Origin of the sequence: Streptomyces sp. NPDC053076, assembly GCF_044546845.1 — a bacterium.
Taxonomy (GTDB): domain Bacteria; phylum Actinomycetota; class Actinomycetes; order Streptomycetales; family Streptomycetaceae; genus Streptomyces.
In genome coordinates, this window is sequence record NZ_JBITZL010000005.1 from 491,237 (window position 1) to 512,995 (window position 21,759).

General features: G+C 72.5%; 20 protein-coding genes and 1 pseudogene. 8 read left to right on the top strand and 13 right to left on the bottom strand.

Annotated features, from left to right (window positions below):
- Positions 1–10: 10 nt before the first annotated feature.
- Positions 11–1,429: a xylan 1,4-beta-xylosidase gene (locus ACIGYR_RS23560; RefSeq protein WP_399601216.1), complete on the bottom strand. Its 1,419-nt coding sequence runs from the start codon at positions 1,427–1,429 to the stop codon at positions 11–13.
- A 227-nt stretch (positions 1,430–1,656) separates the two neighbouring features.
- Between ACIGYR_RS23560 and ACIGYR_RS23565 the strand changes: the two genes are divergently transcribed.
- Positions 1,657–2,751: a DUF5925 domain-containing protein gene (locus ACIGYR_RS23565; RefSeq protein WP_391844230.1), complete on the top strand. Its 1,095-nt coding sequence runs from the start codon at positions 1,657–1,659 to the stop codon at positions 2,749–2,751.
- A 15-nt stretch (positions 2,752–2,766) separates the two neighbouring features.
- Positions 2,767–3,537: a DUF72 domain-containing protein gene (locus ACIGYR_RS23570; protein ID WP_391844228.1), complete on the top strand. Its 771-nt coding sequence runs from the start codon at positions 2,767–2,769 to the stop codon at positions 3,535–3,537.
- A gap of 274 nt (positions 3,538–3,811) precedes the next feature.
- Here the strand turns inward: ACIGYR_RS23570 and ACIGYR_RS23575 are convergent, their stop codons facing one another.
- Positions 3,812–4,180: a GntR family transcriptional regulator gene (locus ACIGYR_RS23575; protein WP_391844226.1), complete on the bottom strand. Its 369-nt coding sequence runs from the start codon at positions 4,178–4,180 to the stop codon at positions 3,812–3,814.
- 72 nt (positions 4,181–4,252) lie between these two features.
- Between ACIGYR_RS23575 and ACIGYR_RS23580 the strand changes: the two genes are divergently transcribed.
- Positions 4,253–5,182, top strand: coding sequence for a GNAT family N-acetyltransferase (locus ACIGYR_RS23580; protein WP_399601222.1), 930 nt, complete (start codon positions 4,253–4,255; stop codon positions 5,180–5,182).
- Positions 5,163–5,702 carry a DUF402 domain-containing protein gene (locus ACIGYR_RS23585; protein WP_399601226.1) on the top strand — a complete coding sequence of 180 codons (540 nt, stop codon included), beginning with the start codon at positions 5,163–5,165 and terminating at the stop codon, positions 5,700–5,702. Before ACIGYR_RS23580 ends, ACIGYR_RS23585 begins: the two co-directional genes overlap by 20 nt.
- A gap of 21 nt (positions 5,703–5,723) precedes the next feature.
- On the opposite strand, the gene ACIGYR_RS23590 is transcribed toward ACIGYR_RS23585, so the two are convergent.
- Positions 5,724–6,344, bottom strand: a complete 621-nt coding sequence (locus ACIGYR_RS23590; RefSeq protein WP_391844220.1) for a class I SAM-dependent methyltransferase — start codon at positions 6,342–6,344, stop codon at positions 5,724–5,726.
- 138 nt (positions 6,345–6,482) lie between these two features.
- Here ACIGYR_RS23590 and ACIGYR_RS23595 point away from each other — a divergent pair, with 138 nt between their 5' ends.
- Positions 6,483–6,617 carry a hypothetical protein gene (locus ACIGYR_RS23595; RefSeq protein ID WP_391844219.1) on the top strand — a complete coding sequence of 45 codons (135 nt, stop codon included), beginning with the start codon at positions 6,483–6,485 and terminating at the stop codon, positions 6,615–6,617.
- A gap of 12 nt (positions 6,618–6,629) precedes the next feature.
- On the opposite strand, the gene ACIGYR_RS23600 is transcribed toward ACIGYR_RS23595, so the two are convergent.
- The gene (locus ACIGYR_RS23600; protein WP_399601231.1) at positions 6,630–7,091 is read right to left on the bottom strand and encodes a GNAT family N-acetyltransferase; all 462 of its coding nucleotides are present in this window, start codon (positions 7,089–7,091) and stop codon (positions 6,630–6,632) included.
- Between the two features lie 164 nt (positions 7,092–7,255).
- Between ACIGYR_RS23600 and ACIGYR_RS23605 the strand changes: the two genes are divergently transcribed.
- Positions 7,256–7,477 (top strand): hypothetical protein, encoded by a 222-nt coding sequence (locus ACIGYR_RS23605; protein ID WP_399601234.1) that lies wholly within the window; start codon positions 7,256–7,258, stop codon positions 7,475–7,477.
- 51 nt (positions 7,478–7,528) lie between these two features.
- Here ACIGYR_RS23605 and ACIGYR_RS23610 read toward each other — a convergent pair whose 3' ends face one another.
- The gene (locus ACIGYR_RS23610; protein ID WP_399601236.1) at positions 7,529–8,389 is read right to left on the bottom strand and encodes an esterase/lipase family protein; all 861 of its coding nucleotides are present in this window, start codon (positions 8,387–8,389) and stop codon (positions 7,529–7,531) included.
- A gap of 360 nt (positions 8,390–8,749) precedes the next feature.
- Between ACIGYR_RS23610 and ACIGYR_RS23615 the strand changes: the two are divergent.
- Positions 8,750–8,827, top strand: a pseudogene (locus ACIGYR_RS23615) (cupin domain-containing protein); the annotation flags it as partial.
- 17 nt (positions 8,828–8,844) lie between these two features.
- Here ACIGYR_RS23615 and ACIGYR_RS23620 read toward each other — a convergent pair.
- The 8 genes from ACIGYR_RS23620 to ACIGYR_RS23655 all read right to left on the bottom strand — a co-directional run bounded on the left by ACIGYR_RS23620 (position 8,845) and on the right by ACIGYR_RS23655 (position 20,402).
- A complete protein-coding gene (locus ACIGYR_RS23620; protein WP_399601239.1) occupies positions 8,845–9,819 on the bottom strand; it encodes a DNA polymerase thumb domain-containing protein in 975 nt (324 codons plus the stop codon).
- On the bottom strand, positions 9,816–13,331 hold the full coding sequence (locus ACIGYR_RS23625; RefSeq protein WP_399601242.1) for a DNA polymerase III subunit alpha: 3,516 nt from the start codon (positions 13,329–13,331) through the stop codon (positions 9,816–9,818). Before ACIGYR_RS23625 ends, ACIGYR_RS23620 begins: the two co-directional genes overlap by 4 nt.
- Positions 13,332–13,663: 332 nt before the next feature.
- Positions 13,664–14,563, bottom strand: a complete 900-nt coding sequence (locus ACIGYR_RS23630; RefSeq protein WP_399601245.1) for a S1 family peptidase — start codon at positions 14,561–14,563, stop codon at positions 13,664–13,666.
- Between the two features lie 258 nt (positions 14,564–14,821).
- Positions 14,822–15,619, bottom strand: a complete 798-nt coding sequence (locus tag ACIGYR_RS23635) for a DUF1684 domain-containing protein (RefSeq protein ID WP_399601249.1) — start codon at positions 15,617–15,619, stop codon at positions 14,822–14,824.
- Positions 15,620–15,750: 131 nt separating this feature from the next.
- The gene (locus ACIGYR_RS23640) at positions 15,751–16,869 is read right to left on the bottom strand and encodes an LLM class flavin-dependent oxidoreductase (RefSeq protein WP_399601252.1); all 1,119 of its coding nucleotides are present in this window, start codon (positions 16,867–16,869) and stop codon (positions 15,751–15,753) included.
- A gap of 160 nt (positions 16,870–17,029) precedes the next feature.
- On the bottom strand, positions 17,030–17,791 hold the full coding sequence (locus ACIGYR_RS23645; RefSeq protein WP_391844203.1) for an amino acid ABC transporter ATP-binding protein: 762 nt from the start codon (positions 17,789–17,791) through the stop codon (positions 17,030–17,032).
- Positions 17,788–19,548 (bottom strand): FAD/NAD(P)-binding protein, encoded by a 1,761-nt coding sequence (locus ACIGYR_RS23650; protein WP_399601255.1) that lies wholly within the window; start codon positions 19,546–19,548, stop codon positions 17,788–17,790. The genes ACIGYR_RS23645 and ACIGYR_RS23650 overlap by 4 nt, the downstream gene beginning before the upstream one ends.
- The gene (locus ACIGYR_RS23655) at positions 19,545–20,402 is read right to left on the bottom strand and encodes an amino acid ABC transporter permease (RefSeq protein WP_391844199.1); all 858 of its coding nucleotides are present in this window, start codon (positions 20,400–20,402) and stop codon (positions 19,545–19,547) included. Before ACIGYR_RS23655 ends, ACIGYR_RS23650 begins: the two co-directional genes overlap by 4 nt.
- Positions 20,403–20,835: 433 nt before the next feature.
- Between ACIGYR_RS23655 and ACIGYR_RS23660 the strand changes: the two genes are divergently transcribed.
- Positions 20,836–21,756: an ABC transporter substrate-binding protein gene (locus tag ACIGYR_RS23660; protein WP_391844197.1), complete on the top strand. Its 921-nt coding sequence runs from the start codon at positions 20,836–20,838 to the stop codon at positions 21,754–21,756.
- Positions 21,757–21,759: the final 3 nt, after the last annotated feature.

Here is a 21,759-nt window from a genome sequence, read left to right on the forward strand (position 1 = left end):
GTGGGGTGGCTCAGCGGTCGAGCCACTTCACCTCGTACGCGCTCATCTCGAACCGTTTGCCGTCGACCCGCGCGCTGATCGCCCGGTCGAGGGTGTTGACGACGAGGACGGTCCTCTCGGTGGCCAGCACGCGGACGTTGGGCACGTCGTCGGGGGCGACGGACACGGTCTCGTACCGCGTGCCCGGCGGGAACGCCTGGCCGAACCGGGACAGCAGGCCGTACATGGGCAGTGCCCCGCCGCCCCGGGCGCTGTCGGTCGGGGACCACAGGCAGCCGGGGCAGCGGCCGGTCTTCTCCTCCGGGTTCCAGTAGAAGCCGGATTCGGCGCCGCCCTTGGCCATGGCGATCAGTCCGGCCGCGTGGACGGCCAGGCGATGGGTCTCGGACCAGCCCCTGCGTTCGTCGCTGCCGTCGGCGGGCTCGACGTAGTACTCGGCCCACCACAGGGGCAGGTCGTGGGTTCGCCGCCGTACCCACTCACCGACCGCGGTGAGCTTGTCGGTGGCGCCGAACTCGTCGGGCAGCAGGTCGTCGTCATCGGTGTAGCTGGAGCCGTCGACGACGACGAAGTCGGCGCCGGCCTTGTGGCGGTTCCAGTAGTCGAAGGCGTCCAGGACCCGCTGGTCCATGGCTCCCCACGGGCCGCGGAACGTGGTCGAGGCGTTCTCCCGCTGCCGCGGGTCGACGCTGCCCATCCCGAGGTAAGGACCGCCGACCATGATGTCCTTGTCGACCCTCTTCAACGCCTTGTAGACGAGGTTGTACATCGCCGTGTAGCCCTCGTAGTCCCAGCGGCCCTCGGCGTTGTTCCAGAAGCCCTTGAACTCGTTCCACACGATGAAGTGCCGCACGTCGGGATAGCGCCTGGCGACGGTGGCGGCGAGATCGGCGAAGTCCCGGTAGTGGCCGGGGGTGGGCGCGGTCTCCAGCGCGGTCTGGCTCCAGTCGGTGTTGCCGACGCCGGGCCGGCCGCCCTTCATCCAGTCCGGCGAGCAGCACAGCGTGACCACGGGGGTGCCGCCCGAACCACGGACGAAGTCGATCCGGCGGTCCATCGCGCCGAAGTCGTAATGGCCCTTCACCGGCTCGGGATTGTCGGCGCCCCAGCCCATCAGGGCCTGGTCCTGGGGCAGCCCGCCGTCCTGCGACAGCAGCCGCTCGACCCGCTCGGTGGCCGTGCCGCTGCCCACGTCGGCGCTGTACTGGGTGTGGGTGAATCCCCAGCCCACCGCCGGCTCCGCCCGTCCGGACGGGGTGGCCGGCGTGCCGTGCACCTTGTCACCGCCGCGCGAGGTGCCGGCGGTGCTCGCCCCGTCGCCGGGCAGGTCGGCCAGGGTCACCACCAGGGCCAGAGCGGCCACGGCCACACCGAACAGGGCGGTGAGCCGCCATCGCCCTACCCCCGTATACCACCCATGACGTCGCATCATGGACAACAGTAGTGGCGGAGACCGCTCGGGGGGCAGGACTTGAGGACACCTGTGCCCGGGCCCGTTCCGGCACGCGGCTCGGCCCCTCCGGGGCCGGGCGCGCCCGGGAACCCGGCGAGCGACCGGCGGCGAACCGGCCCAGGGGTGAAGAACCGCTCCTCCGGAGGAGCGTTCGGCTGCGGAAATGTCGTGCGCGGAGGGCATCGGTGCCGGATCATGGCGGCATGTCTGCTAACCCACACGACGCTCTGCCGATCCGGCTCCACGTCGACGACTCCGACTCGCCGTCCGACGTCGTCGACGCGCTGTTCCTCGGCCGCTTCGCGACGGGCGAGCAGCCGTACTCGCACGCGCTGAACATCGACCGTGTGCGTTCCGGTGTGACCCTGCTGCCGGACGGCGCCCACGTGCTGCGGGTCGCCCGCGACGACGACCGCAGCGCCACCCTCGCCGAGGGTGACGGCTGGACCCTGCTGGTCTCCCGCTGGAGCCGGGGCGCGGACGTCACGGTCACCGCGACCAGCGCCGAACTGGCCAAGCGGATCCTGGACCAGGCCACGGACGGCGCGGCCGACGAGCCGGAACCGCAGCCGGAGAACGTGACGATGGGGTTCTGGTACGTCTCCCCGCGGCGCGGCCCGCACCGCACCACCCGGCAGATCTCCGCGGGCACCTGGGACGAGGTCCGGCCCAACTACACGGCACCGGTGGCCGAGGCCATGGACCGTCTGATGGGCACGACCCCCGAGGACATCGCGGGACGGCTGCTCCTGCTGCACGGGCCGCCGGGCACCGGCAAGACCTCCGCCCTGCGCACGCTGGCCCGTTCCTGGCGGGACTGGTGCCAGGTGGACTGCGTGCTGGACCCCGAGCGCCTCTTCTCCGACGTCGGCTATCTGATGGACATCGCGATCGGCGAGGACGACGGCGCGGGCAAGGGCCGCTGGCGCCTGCTGCTGCTGGAGGACTGCGACGAGCTGATCCGCGGCGAGGCCCGGCACACGGCGGGCCAGGCCCTGTCCCGGCTGCTGAACCTCACCGACGGCCTGCTGGGTCAGGGCCGCAACGTCCTGGTCGGCGTCACCACCAACGAGGACCTGGAGCGTCTGCACCCGGCCGTGGTCCGGCCCGGCCGCTGCCTCGCCCGCATCGAGGTGGGCCCGCTGACCCGCAACGAGGCGGTGGACTGGCTCGGCACCGAGCAGGGCGTCGGCCGGGAGGGTGCGACCCTGGCCGAGCTGTACGCGCTGCGCCGGGGCACGGCGCCGACGTCGGTGCCGGGGGCCCGGGAGGGAGCGGACGCGGGTCTGTACCTGTAGTGCTTTCATGAGGATATGACCCTGCATGTCGGCACGTCGGGCTGGCAGTACAAGGACTGGCGGGACCACGTCTATCCGGCCGGGGTGCCGACGCGGCTGTGGCTGGAGGAGTACACCCGGCTGTTCGCGACCGTGGAGATCAACAACGCGTTCTACCGGCTGCCGTCGTACGACACGTTCGCCGTCTGGCGCGACCGGGTGCCGCCGGACTTCGTGGTCGCGGTCAAGGCCAGCCGGTATCTCACCCACATCAAGCGCCTGAAGGATCCCGCGGAGCCGGTGGAGCGTCTGATGAGCCACGCTGCGGGCCTCGGTGACCGCCTGGGCCCGGTCCTCCTCCAGCTGCCGCCCACGCTGCGCGCCGACCCGCCCCTGCTGGACGCCTGCCTGGCGTGTTTCCCGCCCGGTACGCGGGTCGCAGTGGAGCCCCGCCACGACTCCTGGTGGACCCCGGAGCTACGGCGCGTCCTGGAGTCCCGGGGCGCGGCCCTGTGCTGGGCGGACGTGCTGGCCCGCCCGGTCGTCCCGCTGTGGCGCACCACCGACTGGGGTTACGTCCGCTTCCACCAGGGCCGCGCCCAGCCCTGGCCGCGCTACGGCAGGCGTTCGCTGGAGACATGGGTGGACCGCATCGCCACGACGTGGACCGACAGCGAGGACGTGTACGCGTACTTCAACAACGATCCCGGGGGCGCGGCCGTGCGGGACGCGGTGGCGTTCGGCCGGGCGGCGAGAAGAGCGGGCCTGACGGCGACCCGCACACCGGAGCCCGCGAGATCAGGCTGACCGTCCACGATGACTGACGATCCTCAGCGGCACCCCCACGACCGGTGCGACGGGGCCCGGCCGAACGACACACGCGGCCGGCACGCGGGGGCGCCCGGCCGAACGCCACCCCCACGCCCGGCACGACGGCTCCCGGCCGAGTGGCACACTCCACGACCGGCGCGACGGCGCCCCGCCGGGCGGCACCTCCGCGGTCGGCGTGGCGGCGCCCGGCCGTGACCACGGGATACGGCGGTGCCGGGCGTTCTTCAGCCCGACCCCAGGGAGGACTGTGCTACTCCCCGTAAGCCGCCCGCAGGGCATCCCGCACGGCGGCCAACGCGTCCGACTCCCCCAAGCCCAGCCGCCGCACCCGCTCCACGTACGCCTGCGCGGCCGACGACGCCTCACGCACCGCGGCCGAGCCGGCGGCGGCCACGAACGTGCCGTTGCGCCCGCGCGTCTCGATCACCCCGTCGCCCTCCAGCGCCCGGTACGCCTTGGCCACCGTGTTCACAGCGAGCCCCAGGGACTCGGCCAGTCCCCGCACGGTCGGCAGCCGGTACCCCACCGGGAGCACCCCCGACCGCGCCTGCTCGGAGATCTGCGCCCGCACCTGCTCGTACGGGGGCGCGCTGTCATCGATGCGGATCTTCAGGCTCACAGGCCCGATTGTCGCGCACCCGCCGGAAAATGGGAGGCAGCCGGATCCGCCCGGCCTCTACGGTGCGTTCTCATGACAGTCCTCGTACGCGACCTGCACCCCGACGTCCCCGCGGACGCCGAGGGCTTCGCCCGTGTCCGCCGGCTCGCTCTGCCGTACCTCCTGTTCACCCCGGAGTCGGTCCGGCACACGGCCGCCCACATGCACCCCGGCGCCCGCTACCGGCCGCTCGTCGCGGAGGAGGACGGCGAGGTGATCGGCACGGCGCAGGTCCATCTGGTCCCGGACAGCCGCGAGCCCGGCCAGGCATGCCTGAACGTCTACGTCCGCCCGGACCGGACCCACCGCGGCGCCGGCCGGCTGCTGGTGGAGGCCGGCGAGGAGTACCTGACGTCCCTGGGCGCGACCAAGCTGTTCGCCTGGGCCCTGGACGAGCCGGCCAACCGGGCGTTCGCCGAGCGGCGCGGCTACCGCCTGGGCCGCTCCGCCCACTTCCTCCGGCTCGACCTGGCCTGCGGCACCCTTCCGCCGCTCACGGAGGTGCCGGCCGGCGTCGAACTGCGTACGGCCGCCGACTTCGCCGACGATCCCCGGCCGCTGTTCGAGCTGGACGCGGAGACGCTGCTCGACGAACCGAGCGACGTGTCGTACGAGTTCACGGACTACGACGCCTGGCTCAAGGAGACCTGGAACCATCCGCTGCTGGACCGGGAGCTGACCACGGCCGCCTGCGTCGACGGCCGTCCGGTCGCCTTCACCACGGCCTACACCGACGGCGACGGCCGTTACTCCACCGCGATGACCGGTACCGCCCGCGACCACCGCGGCCGGGGTCTGGCCAAGCTCGCCAAGCTCCACTCACTGCACCGGGCCCGGACGGCCGGCCTCACCGAGGCATTCACGGGCAACGACACCGGCAACGACGCCATGATCGCGATCAACAAGTGGCTCGGATACGAGATCCGCGCGACGGAGGTGCGCTATGTCCGCGAACTCGGCTGAACCGGTGGGCCGGCTGGAGGTCGTGCTGGTCAAGGCGGGCCGTACGAAGATCCGTTATCCGGCGGAGCTGCTCCAGGACGACGGTACCCGGATCGCCGTACGCGCCCCCTGGGCGGGCTCCGGGGTGCGCGACTTCGGCTTCGTGCGCTTCGAGCCGGGTGATGTGTTCACCGAGTACTACTGGCGGGACCGGTGGTACTCGGTGAAGGAGGTCCGCGCCGCGGACGGCTCGGTCAAGGGCTGGTACTGCGACATCACACGCCCCGCCGTCCTCCGTGACTCCCGGGCGCGCTCGGGCGGAGGGACCCCCAGCGGCACGGAGCTGGTCGTGGAGGACCTGGACCTGGACCTGTGGCGCTCCGCGGACGGGCGGGACGTACGGCGTCTGGACGAGGACGAGTTCGCCGAGAGCGGGCTCACCGAGACGGACCCGGAGGCCGCGTCCGCCGCTCTCGCCGCTCTCGACGCGCTGGAGGCGCTGGCGGTCGGCGAGGGCGGCTTCGAGGAGCTGCTGGTCTGAGCCGCCCGGGGCGGCACGGTGTCACACGGTCGCGACCACCGCGTACCGCTCGTCGTCCACCTCCTTCCCCCACAGCAGGGGGTGGCCGGACAGCCGCTCCACGCGTACGTCCCGGACCAGCGGTGCGACGAGGGCGGTGAGCCGCCCGGCGGGTACGCCGACCGGGGAGAGGGTTCCCCAGACGCCCTCGACCAGCACGAACCGGCCCCCGGGCCGCAGCAGGGCCCGCCAGCGCCGCAGCACCCCGGCCGGGTCCGGCAGGGCCCACAGCACATGCCGGACCAGGACCACGTCGAAGCGCTGCTCCCCCACCGGCGGGGCCGCGGCGTCCCCGCACAGGATCGTCGCGGCGTGCCCGGCGAGCTTCGTCCGGGCCCGCCCTGCCATCGCCGGGGACCGGTCGACGCCGGTCACCCGGTGCCCCTGTTCGACGGCGAGGAGTGACAGGCTGCCGGTCCCGCAGCCGAGGTCGAGGACGTCGGCGGGGTGTTCGGGAAGCCAGGCACGGAGCCGGTCCGCCCAGGCCGCGCGGACCCCGGGGTCACGCAGGCCGTGGTCCGGTTCGTCGTCGAAGGCGGCGGCCCGTGCATCCCAGTCCTCTTCCGGGGCAGTCGCATCTGTGTGCGTGTTCTCGCTCGTCATGCCCGGAGATTGACACACGCCACTGACAATGCGGACGTGACCGCCGCCACTGACATCCCGGCACCGATGAGGAACTCTCCCCACAAGCGTCTGCCTCCGTGACAAGGCGGAACCCGGCAGCCACTGAAGGAGGCAGCCATGCGCCGCATGACCGTGCAGAAGCCGCTGAAGAGGACGGACAGCCGCCGGATCCGCGAGAAGGCGGACGAGCGCCCGGCGGGTCGCCCCGAGGTGCGCAAGGACATCGCGCGCACCTGGTGGCCCGACGGCTGAGGCCGGGACGCCTCAGTTCAGCCGCTTGCGGTAGTGGATGCGGTCGTACGGGCCGTCGGTCCGGCGCTCCACGATCTCGTAGCCGTACCTCGGGTAGATCTCCTGGTTCTCCCACATCATCGCGTTCGTGTAGAGCCTGATCTCGCCGAGGTCCAGTGCACGCGCGCGTGCGTCGACGAAGTGCAGCAGCCGCCGTCCGACGCCCGTGCCGCGGGCCGCGGGACGGACGGCGATGCTGTCCAGGAACAGATGGCCGGCGAACGCCTCCAGCACCACGAGCCCGTCGACGGGCTCCCCGGTCACGAACACCCTGCCGGCCGCCACGTCCGCCGCGTGGTCCGCCTCCATGGGCTGCGGCACCACACCGATGCGCTCGACGTAGGGGCGGTAGGCCGCGTCCGTCACCGCGCGCACGGCCGGCACGTCCGCCGCGACGGCGGGCCGGACCCGTTCCGTGTCCGTCTGGTCGATCATGCGTGCACGCTAGTACCTGAGCGCAGTCTGAGCACCCCCTTAAGCGCACCATAAGGATCTCCCCCACCGGCTCCCAGCAGGGGATTTCACGGCCCCGCGGGACTAGCTTCGGATCACCCCCACGGGATCAGGCCCGCCCCGAGGACCGTTCCGAGGAGTCCCCCATGCCCGCACGCCGCAAGGCCGCCGTCGCCGCCGCGCTCGGCGTCACCGCACTCGCACTCTCCGCCACCCCCGCGTCCGCGCACGGCTCGATGGGCGACGGGATCAGCTGCCGATGCCGCCCGGCCGCGTCGCCGGTCCGGATGCCGTTCCAGTCATATAGGGCCTGTGCGCCGCTCCTGTCGGTGCGGCGGCGCGCGGCGGGCGGCGGCCACCGCCGGTGAGGGTTCCGGGGCCTGTCCGGCGGCTCAGGCCGGACAGGCCCCGGCGGCAGGTCAGCTGAACACCGACGCGCAGGTGGTGGCGGTGGCGCGGGCCGGGTCGAGCGCGTTGGCCACCTCGTGGAAGGCGATCCGGTCGAGCAGGCCGATCGCGACGTGTTCGGAGAGGTCGACCGAGCACAGGTCCTGGAGCTTGACGTTGTGGACGTCGGAGCCGCTCAGGTACTGGGTGCGCCAGGGTGTGACCACCTCGTCGTGCGTGGTGGCGATGACCGTGTAGTGCACTCCGGGGACGGTGTCGCCACCCGCGTTGAGCTTGGTGAGGAAGGCGGAGCCGGTGATCTGGTCGGCGAGACCGGGGGTGGTGGCCTTGAGCAGGTCCTCGGCGCCGGGGAAGTACGGCAGCAGGTGGGCCAGGCCGTCCAGGTCGGTGCCGTGGTTGTCGGGGGCGATGCCGACGAGGGCGTTGACCTTGCCCGCTCCGCCGAGGAACTTCAGGTACCAGCGGGGCATCATGCCGCCCTGGGAGTGACCGACCAGGTCGGCCTTGGCGGCCCCGGTCGCGGCGAGCACCTTGTCGACGAAGGCGGACAGCTGCTCGGCCGACTTGTCGATGGGGCCGAGGCCGTGGAAGAGGGGGACGCCGGGGAGCTGGCCGTAGTCGAGGGAGTAGACGCAGTAGCCGCGGCTCGTCAGGTAGGGGGCGAGGCCGAGCCAGTTGTCGACCGAGTTGCCCAGCGTGCCGTGGACCAGGACGACGGGGCGGGGGTGGGCGGCGGAGGGCTTGCAGGAGTAGTCGTTCCAGCCCCTGCTGGGGGCGTCGGAGGCGCTGGCGGTGGCGGCCGGGACGGCGGCGACGGCGGCGGTGAGGAGCAGCGCGGCGAGGGGTCTGAGCAGTCGGTTCCAGGGCAGCATCGTGTGATCTCCTTGCGGCTCAAGGGAGGTGCACGGCCTAACCCTGTGATCCGGATCACGGGATGCTGTTCATTCGTCAAGTTACGGTCGAGTAGTGCAAGTGTGAAGTTACGCGTCAGTAAAAACTCCCAGTGTTAACCAGGGGCTCACTCGGCTCTGAGGCGGCATCACCAGCCAGGCCGGATCGGACCGTAGGACGCGATGGGCGTCACATGATCCCGCAACGCGCGCACTTCACCCTCGCCCAGCAGTTCGGCCCCTCCCCCCACCGCTTCGCCGGCAGCTCCTCCGCCACCCGGGGCAGCCCGACCGCGCTCGGTCGGCACGAACGGCGAGCAGGGCGACGGAGAGGGCCATGGCTCCTGGGTCACCACCTCCATCGGCCTGGAGGCGCGGCTCGCCGACGGCACCCGTGTCTCTCCGCCCTGGGCCAACTGACCTGGCCCGGGCCGGAGTCACGCCGCCAGCGTGCCCGGCATCACCGCACGCGGCCCGAACCTGGCCCGCGCTCGGTCCGCGACCTCCTCGATGCGGCGGACCTTCTCGTCCACGGGGTCGAAGGTGAGCTGGTGGGCGGCCTGGTCGGCGGGGGCCAGGCTCTCCGCGCGCAGGGCGAACGCGCGGACCCGGGCACGTTGCAGGCCGAGCGCCTCGTACATGCCGTAGGCAGCCCGGGTCAGGTTCGCCGAGTGCGCGGTCGGCTCCTTCAGGGTGCGGCTGCGGGTGGTCGAGGAGCGGTCGGCATAGCGCACGGTCAGGGTCAGGGTGCGGCAGACCTTCTCCACCGCGCGCAGCCGGGCGCCGATCTCCTCGGCGGCCGACAACAGCGCCTTACGGTGCTGTCCTGGGTCCAGCTCGTCGATGCCGAAGGCCCGTTCCGTCATCAACGACCGCGAGACGGCGTTCGGCACGACCCGACCGCGGTCGACGCCGCCCGCCTTCTCGCGCAGTTCGCGGCCGGCCTTCGCGCCGATCAGCCGCTGGAGCGTGGCAAGCGGCGCGGCGGCGACCAGGCCCAGGGTGTCCAGACCGTACTCGCCCAGGGTGCGGGCGGTCGCCGTACCGACGCCGGGCAGCGCGGACACCGGCCGCCCGGCGAGGAACTCCGCGATGCCGTCCGGCTCCTCGGGCACCGCGCAGGTCACCCCCGGCCGGGCGTCGCGCAGCGCCACGCGGGCCAGCATCGGGCCCGGCCCGGCGCCGATCACGCAGTCGACCCCGTAACGCGCGAGGGCCCGCACCCGGATCACCGAGGCCAGCTCCACCGCGCCGCGTCCGAAGTACCGTTCGGCGCCGCGCAGATCGGCCAGCGCCCCGTCCGGCGGCAGCGCCTCCACGACCGGGGTGAACTCCTCCAGCAGCCCGAGCAGCCCCGGCAGGGCCGCCTCGTACATCGGCGGCAGCTGGAAACGTACGCAGAGGATGGTCATCCCGCACTCCCCGGACTCTGATGCCACAACTTCCTGATCGCCGCGGGGCCTTGTGAGGCGTCCTGGCCCGCGGGGCGCAGATCGGCCCAGGGGTGCATCTCGTACCCCGTGGGCATGCGGATCGTCCGGCCCTCCATCGGGTCACGGGCCGCGGAGCCGGCCGGCGCGGGCAGCCCGTCGGAACCGGCCAGCCGGGCCCGGGACGGACCGCCGTCGCCTCCCGCCGAGGGCCCGTTCCCGGCCGGGCCGGCCGGTTCGGCCAGCCGGGCCGCGACCCCGTCGAGCCCCTCCTCGTCCCGCACCTCCACCAGTTCGGCGAGGTTCCAGGCGGCGGCGCCCACCACGCTGAGGCTGCGCGGGCCGCGCCGCTGCACCACTCCGCGCACCAGCAGCAGCCAGGAGTGGAAGACGGTGTGGGCGCAGGCGTCGTGCGAGTCGTCGAAGAACGCGAGGTCGACCAGGCCCGTGCCGTCGTCCAGGGTGGAGAAGATGACCCGCTTGCCGGAGCGGATCGGCGGGGTCTGGGTGGCCGCCTTGGCGCCCGCGACCAGCACGGTCTCCCCGTGCCGGGCATCACGCAGCCGGCGCGCGGAGACCACGCCCAGCTCCCCCAGGAACTCCCGGTGGTCGTCCATCAGATTGCGCGAGGCGTCCATGGACAGCACGCCCAGCTCGGCGCTGAGCTTCTCCGCCGACGTGAGGTCCGGCAGGCCCGCCGGTGCGGTCTTCCTGCCTCCGGCCAGCCGGAGCTGGCCTCCTCCACCGCCCCGGGCGCCCCGGTGCAGCTCGGTCAGATGCAGTTGCAGATCACGCCGGTTGGCGCCGAACGCGTCCAGCGCGCCCACCTGGGCGAGCCGTCCCGCCAGCGGCCTGCTGGGCCGGGCCCGCTCCCAGAAGTCCAGCAGGGAAGCGTACGGCTGCCCGTCCGCGATCCGCTTCGCCTCGGCCTCGCTGATGCCGTGGACGTCGGAGAGGGCGAGCCGCAGCCCCCACACCTCCGGCGATTCAGACACCAGTTCGATCCTGTGTGCGATCCCGGACGTGTTGACGTCCAACGGCAGGATCGGCACCCCGCGCCGCCGGGCGTCGGCCAGCAGCAGCCGCTTCGGGTACATCCCGGGGTCGTGCGTCAGCAGCCCGGCGTAGAAGGCGGCCGGGTGGTGCGCCTTCAGCCACGCCGACTGGTAGGTGGGCACGGCGAAGGCGACGGCGTGCGCCTTGCAGAACCCGTACGACCCGAACGCCTCGACGATCTCCCAGGTCCGCTGGATCGTCTCCGCGCCGTATCCCCTGGCCGCCGCCTGCTGGGCGAACCACACCCTGATCCGCCCCTGCGACTCCGGGTCGGACAGCCCGCGCCGCACCCGGTCGGCCTCGCCCCGGCCGCAGCCGGTCATGATGGCGACGATGTCGATGACCTGCTCGTGGAAGACGACGACCCCGTACGTCCCCCGCAGCGGCTCCTCCAGGTCCGGGTGCGGGTAACGCACGGGCGCCCGCCCGTGCCGCGCCTCGATGAAGGGCCGCACCATGTCGGCGGCGACCGGGCCGGGCCGGAAGAGAGAGATGTCGACGACCAGATCGTGGAAGCCGGCCGGCTGGAGGCGTCCCACCAGGTCCCGCTGACCCGGCGACTCGATCTGGAAGCAGCCCAGCGTCTCGGTGGACCGGATCAGCCGGTACGTCTCCGGATCCCCCGGCGGGACCGCGTCCAGATCGATCCGCCGCCCGGTCACCCGCTCCGTCTCGGCGACCGCGTGCGCCATCGCCGACTGCATCCGCACGCCCAGCACATCCAGCTTGAGCAGCCCGAGGTCCTCCACGTCCTCCTTGTCGAACTGCGCCATGGGCAGCCCCTCGCCGCTGGTCGGCACCACCGGCGTACGGGCGAGCAGGGAGGCGTCGGACAGGAGCACCCCGCACGGGTGCATGGCGACCCCGCGCGGCAGGGCGTCGAGGGCCTCCACCAGTTCCCACAGCCTGCCGTACCTCTCCTTCTCCCCCGCGAGTTGCTTCAGCTCGGGCAGTTCCTCCAGCGCCGCACGGGCATCACGGGCCCGGATGTGCGGGAAGGACTTGGCCACCCGGTCGATCTCGGCGGGATCCATGGACAGAGCGGCACCCACGTCACGGATCGCATGCCGCACCCGATAGGTCTCCGGCATGGAGACCGTCGCCACCCGCTCCGTACCGAACCGGTCGATGATCGCCCGGTACACCTCCAGCCGGCGCGCGGACTCCACGTCGATGTCGATGTCGGGCAGGACCACACGCTCCTTGGAGAGGAAGCGCTCCATCAGCAACCCGTGCTCGACCGGATCGGCGTGCGCGATCCCGAGCAGATGGTTGACGAGCGACCCGGCACCGGAACCGCGCGCGGCCACTCGGATACCCATCTCTCTTACATCGTCCACCACTTGAGCGACCGTCAGGAAGTAGGAGGCGAAGCCGTGATGGCCGATGATGTCCAGCTCGTGGTGCATCCGCTCCCAGTACGCACGCCGGTCGCCGTAGCCGAACCGCAGCATCCCGGCGGTCGCCCGCGAGGCGAGCGCCCGCTGCGCGGCGCGCCGGCCGGCGCCGACGAGGTGCGGCTCGGGAAAGTGGACGGTGCCGATGCCGAGGTCGTCCTCGGGGTCGACCCGGCACTCGGCGGCGGTGGCCCGGGTCTGCTCCAGCAGCCGGTGGGCGGTGTCCCGCCGGTACCCGGCGGCCTCCACCACCCGCTCGGCCACCTGGAGCATGGCCGGCGCGTCCTTCAGCCAGCCCTCACCGGAGTCCAGCTCCCCACGGGGGGCGATCGGGACCAGGCGGCGCGCGGCGTCCAGCACGTCGGCGACCGGCCCCTGACCGGGATCGGCGTACCGGACGGCGTTGCTGAGAACCGGGCGCACCCCCTGCTCGGCGGCGAATCCGACGGTACGGGCGGCCAGCCGCAGGGAGCCGGCTCCCGTGCCCGTCCGGCCGTGCCAGACGGCCTCCAGCCGCAGCGCGTCGCCGTAGACCTCGCGCCACGGGGCGAGCAGCCGCACCGCCCGGTCGGGCCGCCCGGCGGCGAGCGCGCGCCCCACGTCCGACCCCGGACCGAGCAGGACCAGCAGGCCGTCGCCGTGGTTGCCGGCCCAGGGCAGCAGCGGGGCCGCCTCGGCCGCGTGCGCCGCCGTGACGAGCCGGCACAGGTCGGCCCACCCGCGGGCGCCGTCCCGGGCGAGGAAGGTCACCCGGGGGGCCGACTCGTCCACGAAGGCGCCGCCGCGCACGGGGGTACGGCGCCTCTCCCGCCGTACGGCCTCCTCGGCCGCCACCGCCAGATTCACCCCGAACAGCGGACGGACGCCCGTCCCGGCGCATGCCTTGGCGAAGCGCACCGTGCCGGCGAGGGTGTCGCGGTCGGTCAGGGCGAGGGCGTCCATGCCCCGCTCCGAGGCGCGCTCGGCCAGCCGCTCCGGATGGGACGCCCCGTACCGCAGGGAGAACCCGGAGACGGTGTGCAGATGCGCGAAGCCCGGCACACGCACCTCCCGCACTCGTGAGCCCCGAACGGCTCTCGAACATCAGTTCCCAACTCCCTCCTCCACCATACCCCCATTCTCGAACATGTGTACGACATCGGTTCGAGCGCCTCCGGCCTGCGCAAACGTCATCGCGACCGGACGACGAAGCCCCGCCCCGGACGACCCGGGGCGGGGCTTCGAGCAAGATCAGGTCAGCGCCAGCCGGTCTGGACTCCCGTGCCGGACAGCGCCTCGGTGACCGGCTGGAAGAAGGTCTCCCCGGGTGGTCGAACCACTGCGGTGACCTTCATGCCCACGGTGGCCTCGTCCTGCGGCTCAGCGCCTCGCCGTCAGGGCAGGGTGACGCCGTAGTAGCTCAGTGCCTCGGTCACCGGCTGGAAGAAGGTCGTACCGCCGGAGGAGCAGTTGCCGCTGCCGCCGGAGGTCAGGCCGTAGGCCACGCTGCCGCCGTAGAGCGGACCGCCGCTGTCACCGCCCTCGGCGCAGACCGTGGTCTGGATCAGGCCGTAGACAACGTCACCGCTGCCGTAGTTGACGGTGGCGTTGAGCGCGGTGACCCGGCCGCTGTGCGTGCCGGTGGTGGAACCGCGCCGGTAGACGGTCGTCCCCACGGACGGGGTGGCCGCGCTGCTGATGGTCTGGCTGCCCACCGCGCTCGGGTGCGCGACGGAGGAGTTGGTGTACCGCACCAGAGCGAAGTCGTTGCCCGGGAAGCTGTAGCCGACGTTCGTGCCGAGCACCGTGGTCTTGCTGGAGTTGCTGTACCACGTGGAGGCGACCTCGCCGCAGTGGCCGGCGGTGAGGAAGTAGTAGGTGCTGCCGCTGTGCACGTTGAAGCCGAGCGAGCAGCGGTAGGCGCCGCCGTAGATGGCGTCGCCGCCGGTGATCAGCTTCTTGAACTTGCCGGGGGTGTGCTTGATGGTGAGCGCGCCCGCGTTGCCGCCGGCCTGCTGCCTGATCTTGGCGATCTCGGCCTTGGACACCGTGCTGTCGACGGTGACCACGACACGGTTGGTCTTGCCGTCCACCGCCCAGGCCGTACCGGGGATGTCGGCCTTGAGGACGGAGTCGCTCGCCTTGGTGAGCTGGGCGGCGCTGAACGTGGGGGCGTCGCTGGCGTTCGCGGTGGGGGCGGCGAACGCGGCTGCGGCCAGGAAGCCGGTGGCCACGGCCGTCAGCCGGGTCCGTCTCGCGGTGCCGCCGAGGGGAGTGGTGCGCTTGATCCTCACGTTTCGTTCCCTCCAAGGGAAGTCGGGGGCCCGCGTGGGGTCGGGGCCCGTGAGGCGCAGCCAGGGACCCGACCGAATTCGAATATGCATGCCCCTGACAAGCGCTGGGGGGAGTATTCGGCCGAACGGCCGGTCGGCACAAGGGTGCCTTTCGGCCGTCGGACCGGAAGCACCCGAACGCATCAAGGTGCGCGGGCGCCGACCCGGCGCCCCGGGTACAGGTCGGCGCACCCCGGGCACCTCTCGGGCCCCGATCGCTCAGGCCGGCCCGGGTCGGCTCAGGTGACGCTCCCCCGCCTCGATCGGTACCTCCAGCGTGTTGCCGGGGGCCGGGAAGGGGCAGATGAAGTGGTCGGCGAAGGCGCACGGCGGGAGCTGGGCGCGGTTGAAGTCGACGGTCGTGCGCCCTTCGGCGTCCGGGGCGGGCGGGAGGAGGAAGCGGAACCGGAAGGTCGTGTCACCACTGGTGGCGTCGGCGAACACCGCCCACAGCGACCCGTCCCGCTGTCGGGCCACCTTCAGCGTGTGCTCCTGGCCGGCCAGCGAGAAGGTGAGTTCGCCGGCGAGCTCGAACCCGCGTGCCCGGCCGTCCGCGTTGCCGAGCCGGACGGTGCGCGTGCCGTCGTACGGGGTGAACCGCCCCGGCAGCGACCAGCGGGGGTCGTAGGGGGTTGCCTCGATGCCCCGGAAGGCGCGCCGGGCCGCGGACTCGGGGTCGTACACGCGTACCCCCCATACGCCCTCGCGCACCAGGACGACCAGTCGCTTCGCGCCCAGTGCGACCCGCGCCGCGGCCTCCGGACCGGTGTCCGCGGCCAGCCTGACCTCCCCCGAGAAGGACCGGCCGGCCACGGTCAGGCCGTCGGCCTCGGCGGCGGTGAGCACCACACCCTCCTTATCGGCCACCCAGACCCCGGGAATGTCCGGAAGTCGACCCTCCGGATGCTCTTCGATCCAGTGCGTCGCGGTCAGCGCGAGCGGCCCGTAGGGCGCCGAGACCGTCTCCACGCGCTTCTCGTGCCACTGCTTCCAGGCATCGGACGCGTCCGTCGTCATGAAATCGCTTCCTCTCCTCTGTGGTCGGCGTTCCCTGCCCCGGCGTGGCCGGCGCCCGGGAACACGGTCGGCGGACGCGGTCGCCGCCGTGCCCGGGATCACGGTCGGCGGACGCGGTTGCCGCCGTACGGTCATGCCGTCCCCCCGCTCACCGCGTACCGGTCGACGGGCCGGGGAAGGCCCAGGTGCTCGCGCAGGGTGCTGCCCGGATAGAAGGTGCGGAACAGACCGCGGTGCTGGAGCAGCGCCACCGTGCCGTTGACCAGCCGCTCCAGATCGCGGCGCGGTTCGACGGGGATGAGGTGGAAGCCGTCGGCGACACCGTCGGCGTGCCAGGCGGCCACCAGCTCCGCGAGGTCGACCGGGCCGCCCCGGTACAGCGGGCCCCGCACGGTGGGCCGCGGACCACCCCCGCCGTGTCCCGGCCGGGCCGCCCGCTCGCCGTCGCCGAGATCCACCAGCAGGCTCACCAGGACCCGTAACGAGTGCGGGCTCCGTCCGAACGAGCCCGCCTGCTCCCGCAGTCGGTCCCGGAGGCCGGCGGCCTGCGCCGGGGTGGTGGCGCGCACCAGCGCGACATCCGCGTACCGGGCGGCGACCGTACGGGCGTGGTCGTCGGTGGCGTCGACCACGCGGACGGGATGACCCTGCGGCGGCCGGGGCACGGTCGACGGAGCCCGGACCGAGAAGGCACTGCCGGTGAAGTCGACGCGGTGCGGCCGGTCCCGGTCGGGGAACCGGCCGGTGGCCGCGTCCCGGATCTCGGCGCCGCTCTCCCGGCTGTCCCCCGGATGCCCGGCCACCTCGGTGCCTTCGCCCGCATCCTGCCGGAGCGTCCCGGCCGGCCGGGGTCCCCCCTGCTCCGGCGGAGCCGAACGCTCGGGACAAGCGTGCCGGCGGCCGGAGAGCCGGGGCTCCTCCTCGGTGGCGGACATGTCGATCCGCCAGCCGGCCCGGCCCCGGCTGACCCGGTCCAGGATGGCCACGGCAGCCCGCACCTGGACGGGCTCGGGGTGACTGGTGGCGACCGTCGGCACCAGACCGATCCGCCGGGTCGCGGGCGCCACCCGGCACAGCACGCCGAGCGCGTCGGGCCCCGGGCGGGCGAAGGAGTCGTCCAGCGTCACGAAGTCCAGTCCGCCGCGCTCGGCGAGCCGGGCCAGTTCGAGGCAGGAGCCGGCGTCGGGAACCCCCGGTTGATCGAGAGCGGCGGCGAGATGCAGCAGCCCACCGCCGTACCGCGCGCTCACGTCGGCACCCCGGGCTGCTCCGCCACGCCGTCCGGCCGCCCCGCCCGGCACCGCTTCCCCCCACACCCCGGCACCACAGCCCGGCACCGCCTCCCCTCACACCCCGGCACCACGGCTCGGCACCGCTTCCCCTCACACCCCCGCGCCACGGCCCGCACCCTCACAGCACCTTCGCCAGGAACGTCCGGGTCCGCTCCTCCCGCGGAGCGCCCAGCACCTCCTCCGGCGGTCCCTGCTCCACGATCCGCCCGTCGGCCATGAACACCACGGTGTCGGCGACCTCCCTGGCGAACGCGATCTCATGGGTGACGACGATCATCGTGGTGCCCTGCGCCGCCAGGTCCCGGATGACGTCCAGCACCTCCCCCACCAGCTCGGGATCGAGCGCGGAGGTCGGCTCGTCGAACAGCAGCAGCTTCGGCTCCAGCGCGAGCGCCCGCGCGATGGCGACCCGCTGCTGCTGCCCGCCGGACAGCTGCCGCGGATAGGCACCGGCCTTGTCGCCGAGCCCGACCCGCTCCAGCAGCCGGTGCGCGCTCTCCACGACCTCCCTCCGGGACCGCTTCAGCGCGGACACCGGTGCCTCGATGACGTTGTCGAGGACGGTGAGGTGGGGGAAGAGGTTGAAGTTCTGGAAGACGAACCCGATCCGGGTGCGCTGCCGCAACACCTCGCGCTCGGGCAGCTCGTACAGCTTGTCCCCGGCCCGCCGGTATCCCATCAGCGCACCGTCCACGCTGATCTCGCCCCGGTCCACCTTCTCCAGGTGGTTGATGGTGCGCAGCAGCGTGGACTTGCCCGAGCCGGAGGGGCCGAGCACGACGGTGACCTCACCGGCGGCCACCTGGAGGTCGATGCCCCTGAGGACGTCGAGCGAGCCGAAGCTCTTGTGCACGGACCGGATGTCGACCATGACGCTCATCGCGCGGGTTCCTTTACATGTGAGGCGGTCAGGAAGGACAGCACCGCCCGGGCGGTCGCGTCGTTCTGCCGGAACGCGGGGCCGCCGGTGCGCGGGCGGGTGAACGCGCCGGGGGCCCGGGCGTCGGTGTACGGGCCGAGGGCGAAGCGCCGCGGGTGCGGGCGGCCGGCGCGGTCGAGGATCCGGCCGTCACCGGGGTCCACCCGGAGCAGCCCGTCGGGGGTCTCGGCGGCGCCGTCGGCGTGCAGTTCGCGCAGCAGGCTGTCGCGGGCGCGCCCGACGGCGGGTTCGGGCAGCCGGGCCTCGACCAGCGCGCGGGCCTCGACACGGAAGCCCGGCACGGTGGGACTGGTGGCCCGGAACACCCCGTCCTCGGCGGTGACGGCCATGCCGGCCCCGACGAAGCGGAGCACGCCGGCCCGGGACAGCGCGAGCATCTGCCGCAGCCGGGGTCCGGGCGGTCCGGACGCCAGGTAGCTGAAGAAGCCGTGCCACCAGGGCCCGATGCCCCCGAGCCGCACCAGTTGTCCGTAGACGGAGAGCAGTCCGAGGAAGACGGCCAGGTCGGGGCTGTGCGAAGGATCGTGCCTGCGGTCCAGGTCCGCCTCGATGTAATCCCCGAGCGCTCGTTGGAAGTCGTCGTGCGAGGCGTACCGCACTCCGTCCAGCGGGCGGTCGAGCGCGGCGAGGTCGAGCCGGTCGGCCGGATCCGGCACGGCGCCGGCGACCAGCGCCTGCATCTCGGCCGGGTCGCCGGCCGCCGCGTACTTCTCCTCGAAGTCGGCCCAGGCCATCGTCGTACGCCCGGGGTGGGCGGTGAGGAGCCGGTGGTAGTGGGCGAAACCCAGCTCCTTCTCGACCAGCGGCCACACATCGCGCCGGAAGTCGAAACCCCCCGGCCTGGCGCGCAGTTCGTCCACCTCGGCGGGGCCGAGGAAGCGGGGCAGCGGCGGTCGGTCGCCGGTCCAGTCGTAGCCGATCTTCGAGTGGTACGGCACTCCGCGCCGGGAGCCGACGTACAGCACCGGCTCCCGCCCCGAGGGGAGGTACCTGCCTGACTCGTACCGTCCGCCGCGCCCCTCGGTGAGCAGCACCATCAGGTCGACGAAGGCGAGTCCGAAGCCGCGGACCAGGACGGGTTCGCCCGCCCTCAGCGCGGAGAGGTCGCTGTCGGCGGTGAAGTCGGGCGGCAGGTGCACCAGGCCGAACTCCCGGGAATAGGCGCTCAGCCGGGCCTGCTCGGGGTCGAGGTCGCTGTCCAGGTGGCCCACGGCGAGGATCACCAGGTCGGCCAGGAGCGGGCGCGGGCGGCCCTCCAGCCACACCTGCTGACGGCCCTCGCGCGGGCCGCCGATCCGCAGGGCCCGCCGCGGGTGGTGGCGGACGGTGATCTCCGGGGGCAGCTCGGCCAGGGCCCGTTCGTACACCCAGCGCAGATAGCGGCCCTGGAGCTGCCGGTCGGCGAAGGTACGGCCGTGCAGCCCGGCCCACTCGTGCAGGGTCGGGCCCTCGCGCACCGGGCCGGCCATGGCCACCGTCTCGTCGGTGAACATGGTGACGTCCTCGGCGTGCGAGTTCATCCACAGCAGCGGCGACTGCGCCTGCCGCCAGATGCGTCCGCCGCCCGGTGGATGGGGGTCGACCAGGTGGATGTCGAGGCCCGGACCGGTGTACGGGGCGGGCACGTTGGCGGCGAGGCGTTCGAGGATGCCGGTCCCCCGCGGTCCGGCACCCACGATCACCAGTTGCCGCCTCACCGGGCGCGCTCCGTGCCGCGCGCGTAGTACTTCTCGACGTAGTGCTGGCCGACGCCGAGCAGCGAGGTGACCACGGCGTACCAGAGGGTGGCGACCATCAGCAGCGGAATCACCTGGTACGTGCGGTGGTAGATCAACTGGGCGGAGAACAACAGGTCGTTGACGGCGATGACGCTGACGATCGAGGTGCCCTTGAGGGTGCCGATCAGCATGTTGCCCGCGGGCGGCACGATGGAGCGCATCGCCTGCGGCAGCACGATCCGCCACCAGCGCCGCCACCGGCTCAGCCCGAGCGCCTGGGCGGCCTCGATCTGGCCACGGTCGACGGAGAGGATGCCGCCCCGGACGACCTCGGCGGCGTAGGCGGCCTCGTGCAGGGTGAGGCCGACGATCGCGACGGCGACCGGGCTGAGCAGGTTGACGGTCTTCACCCCCAACACCTGCGGGTACAGCGCCCCGATGTTGAACCACAGCAGCAGCTGCACCAGGATCGGGATGGACCGGAACAGCCACACGTACCCCCAACCGACCGCGCGAAGGACGGGGTTGGCGGACAGCCGGAGCGCGGCGAGCAGGGTGCCGAGGGCGAAACCGAGGACCATCACCACCGCGGTCAGCCACAGGGTGAGCCACAGTCCGCGCAGGACGGAGTCCGAGGTGAAGTACTCGGCGACGACGTCCCATTGGAACGCCTCGTTGCGCAGGACGGAGTTGACGGCGAACCCGAGCAGCGCGAGGACGACGACGGCCGCCGTCCACTGGCCGTAGCGGCGCTGCGGGACGATCCGCGGGGCGTCCGCCGGCTCGGGTATGTCCGGTGCGGTGGGGACTTTGGCGAGGGTGTCGGATGACATGCGAAGGCTCCGTGACGCGAGTCGTCGATACGGGGTGATGCCTTCACACGGACGCGCCGCGCGGCGCGGATACGGCCGAGCCCCTCAGCAGGGCCGTGCGTCGAGAGTACGGGGGCGTTTCGGTCCGCTGTCAAGGCTGTCCGTACTGTGAGCCGTAGATCTCAAGTCGGTTGACGCGGAACCGAATGCCTGTTCCACTTGCCCCATGCATCCGCAGCAGTGGCTGGTCACCCGCTCCCACATCGACTTCGGTCGCGTGTGGTCCTGTTCCTGTTGAGCTGACCCCCTGCGTGCCCCCGCCCTCGCGGCGGTCCTGCGCGCGTTCTCTTGCTGTTCTCCGCCTTCACACGCGCACCCCTCCCCTCGCGTTTCCGCACGTTCTTCCGCTTCAGGAGACCGCTGACCGATGCGTACGCCCTTTTATCGCTATTTCATGCCCTTTACCGCCATCACGTCGGCCGCTCTGCTGCTCACCGCCTGCGGCTCCGGGACCGGGGGTTCGGGCGGTACGGACGCCTCCGGAGTGGCGGCCAAGAACGGAGAGGTGCCCACCACGGACGTCGTCTCCGCCGTGCGGAAGGACGAGGCCGCGGCGAGGCTGCTGCCCGCCGGCACCACGAGCCTCACCGTCGCGGTCAGCGTCGGCGGCACACCGCCCGGCACCACCTACCTCGGCGACGGCACGACCCTGACCGGCCAGGACGTCGACTTCACCAAGGCGGTCGCCGGGGTGCTGGGCGTCAAACTGAAGGTGGAGCAGGCGAGTTTCGAGGCGATCCTGCCCGCCCTGGACAGCGGCAAGTACGACTTCGGCGCGAGCAACTTCGGTGTCACGGACGAGCGCCGCAGGACCATCGACTTCGTCACCTACATCAACGACGGCCAGGGCTTCGCCACCCGCAAGGACAGCAAGCTCTCCCAGGTCACCGATCTGAAGCAGCTGTGCGGCCTGAACGTCGCGACCAGCGCCGGCACGACGTTCGAGGCCACGCTGGAGCAGAACAAGCACGTGTGCACCGACGCGGGCAAGAAGGCGTACCAGGTGCAGACGTACGCCGAGCCGAGCGCGGTCTGGTCCTCTCTCCAGCAGGGCCGCAGCGACATCGTGATGTCCACGATCAACGGCCTGCGCTACGCCGTCGCGCACCAGCAGGGTCTGAGGTTCCTCAACGAATACCACCGCCTGGACGTCGGCTTCGCCTTCAAGAAGGGCTCGAAACTGGCGCCGGCCTTCCGGGCGGCGGTGAACAAGCTGCTTTCCGACGGCACCTACGACCGAATTCTCGAGAAGTGGGGCACGTCGGGCTCGGCGATCAAGGAGTCCCGGATCAGCCCGCCGGAACTGAAGAATTAGCGG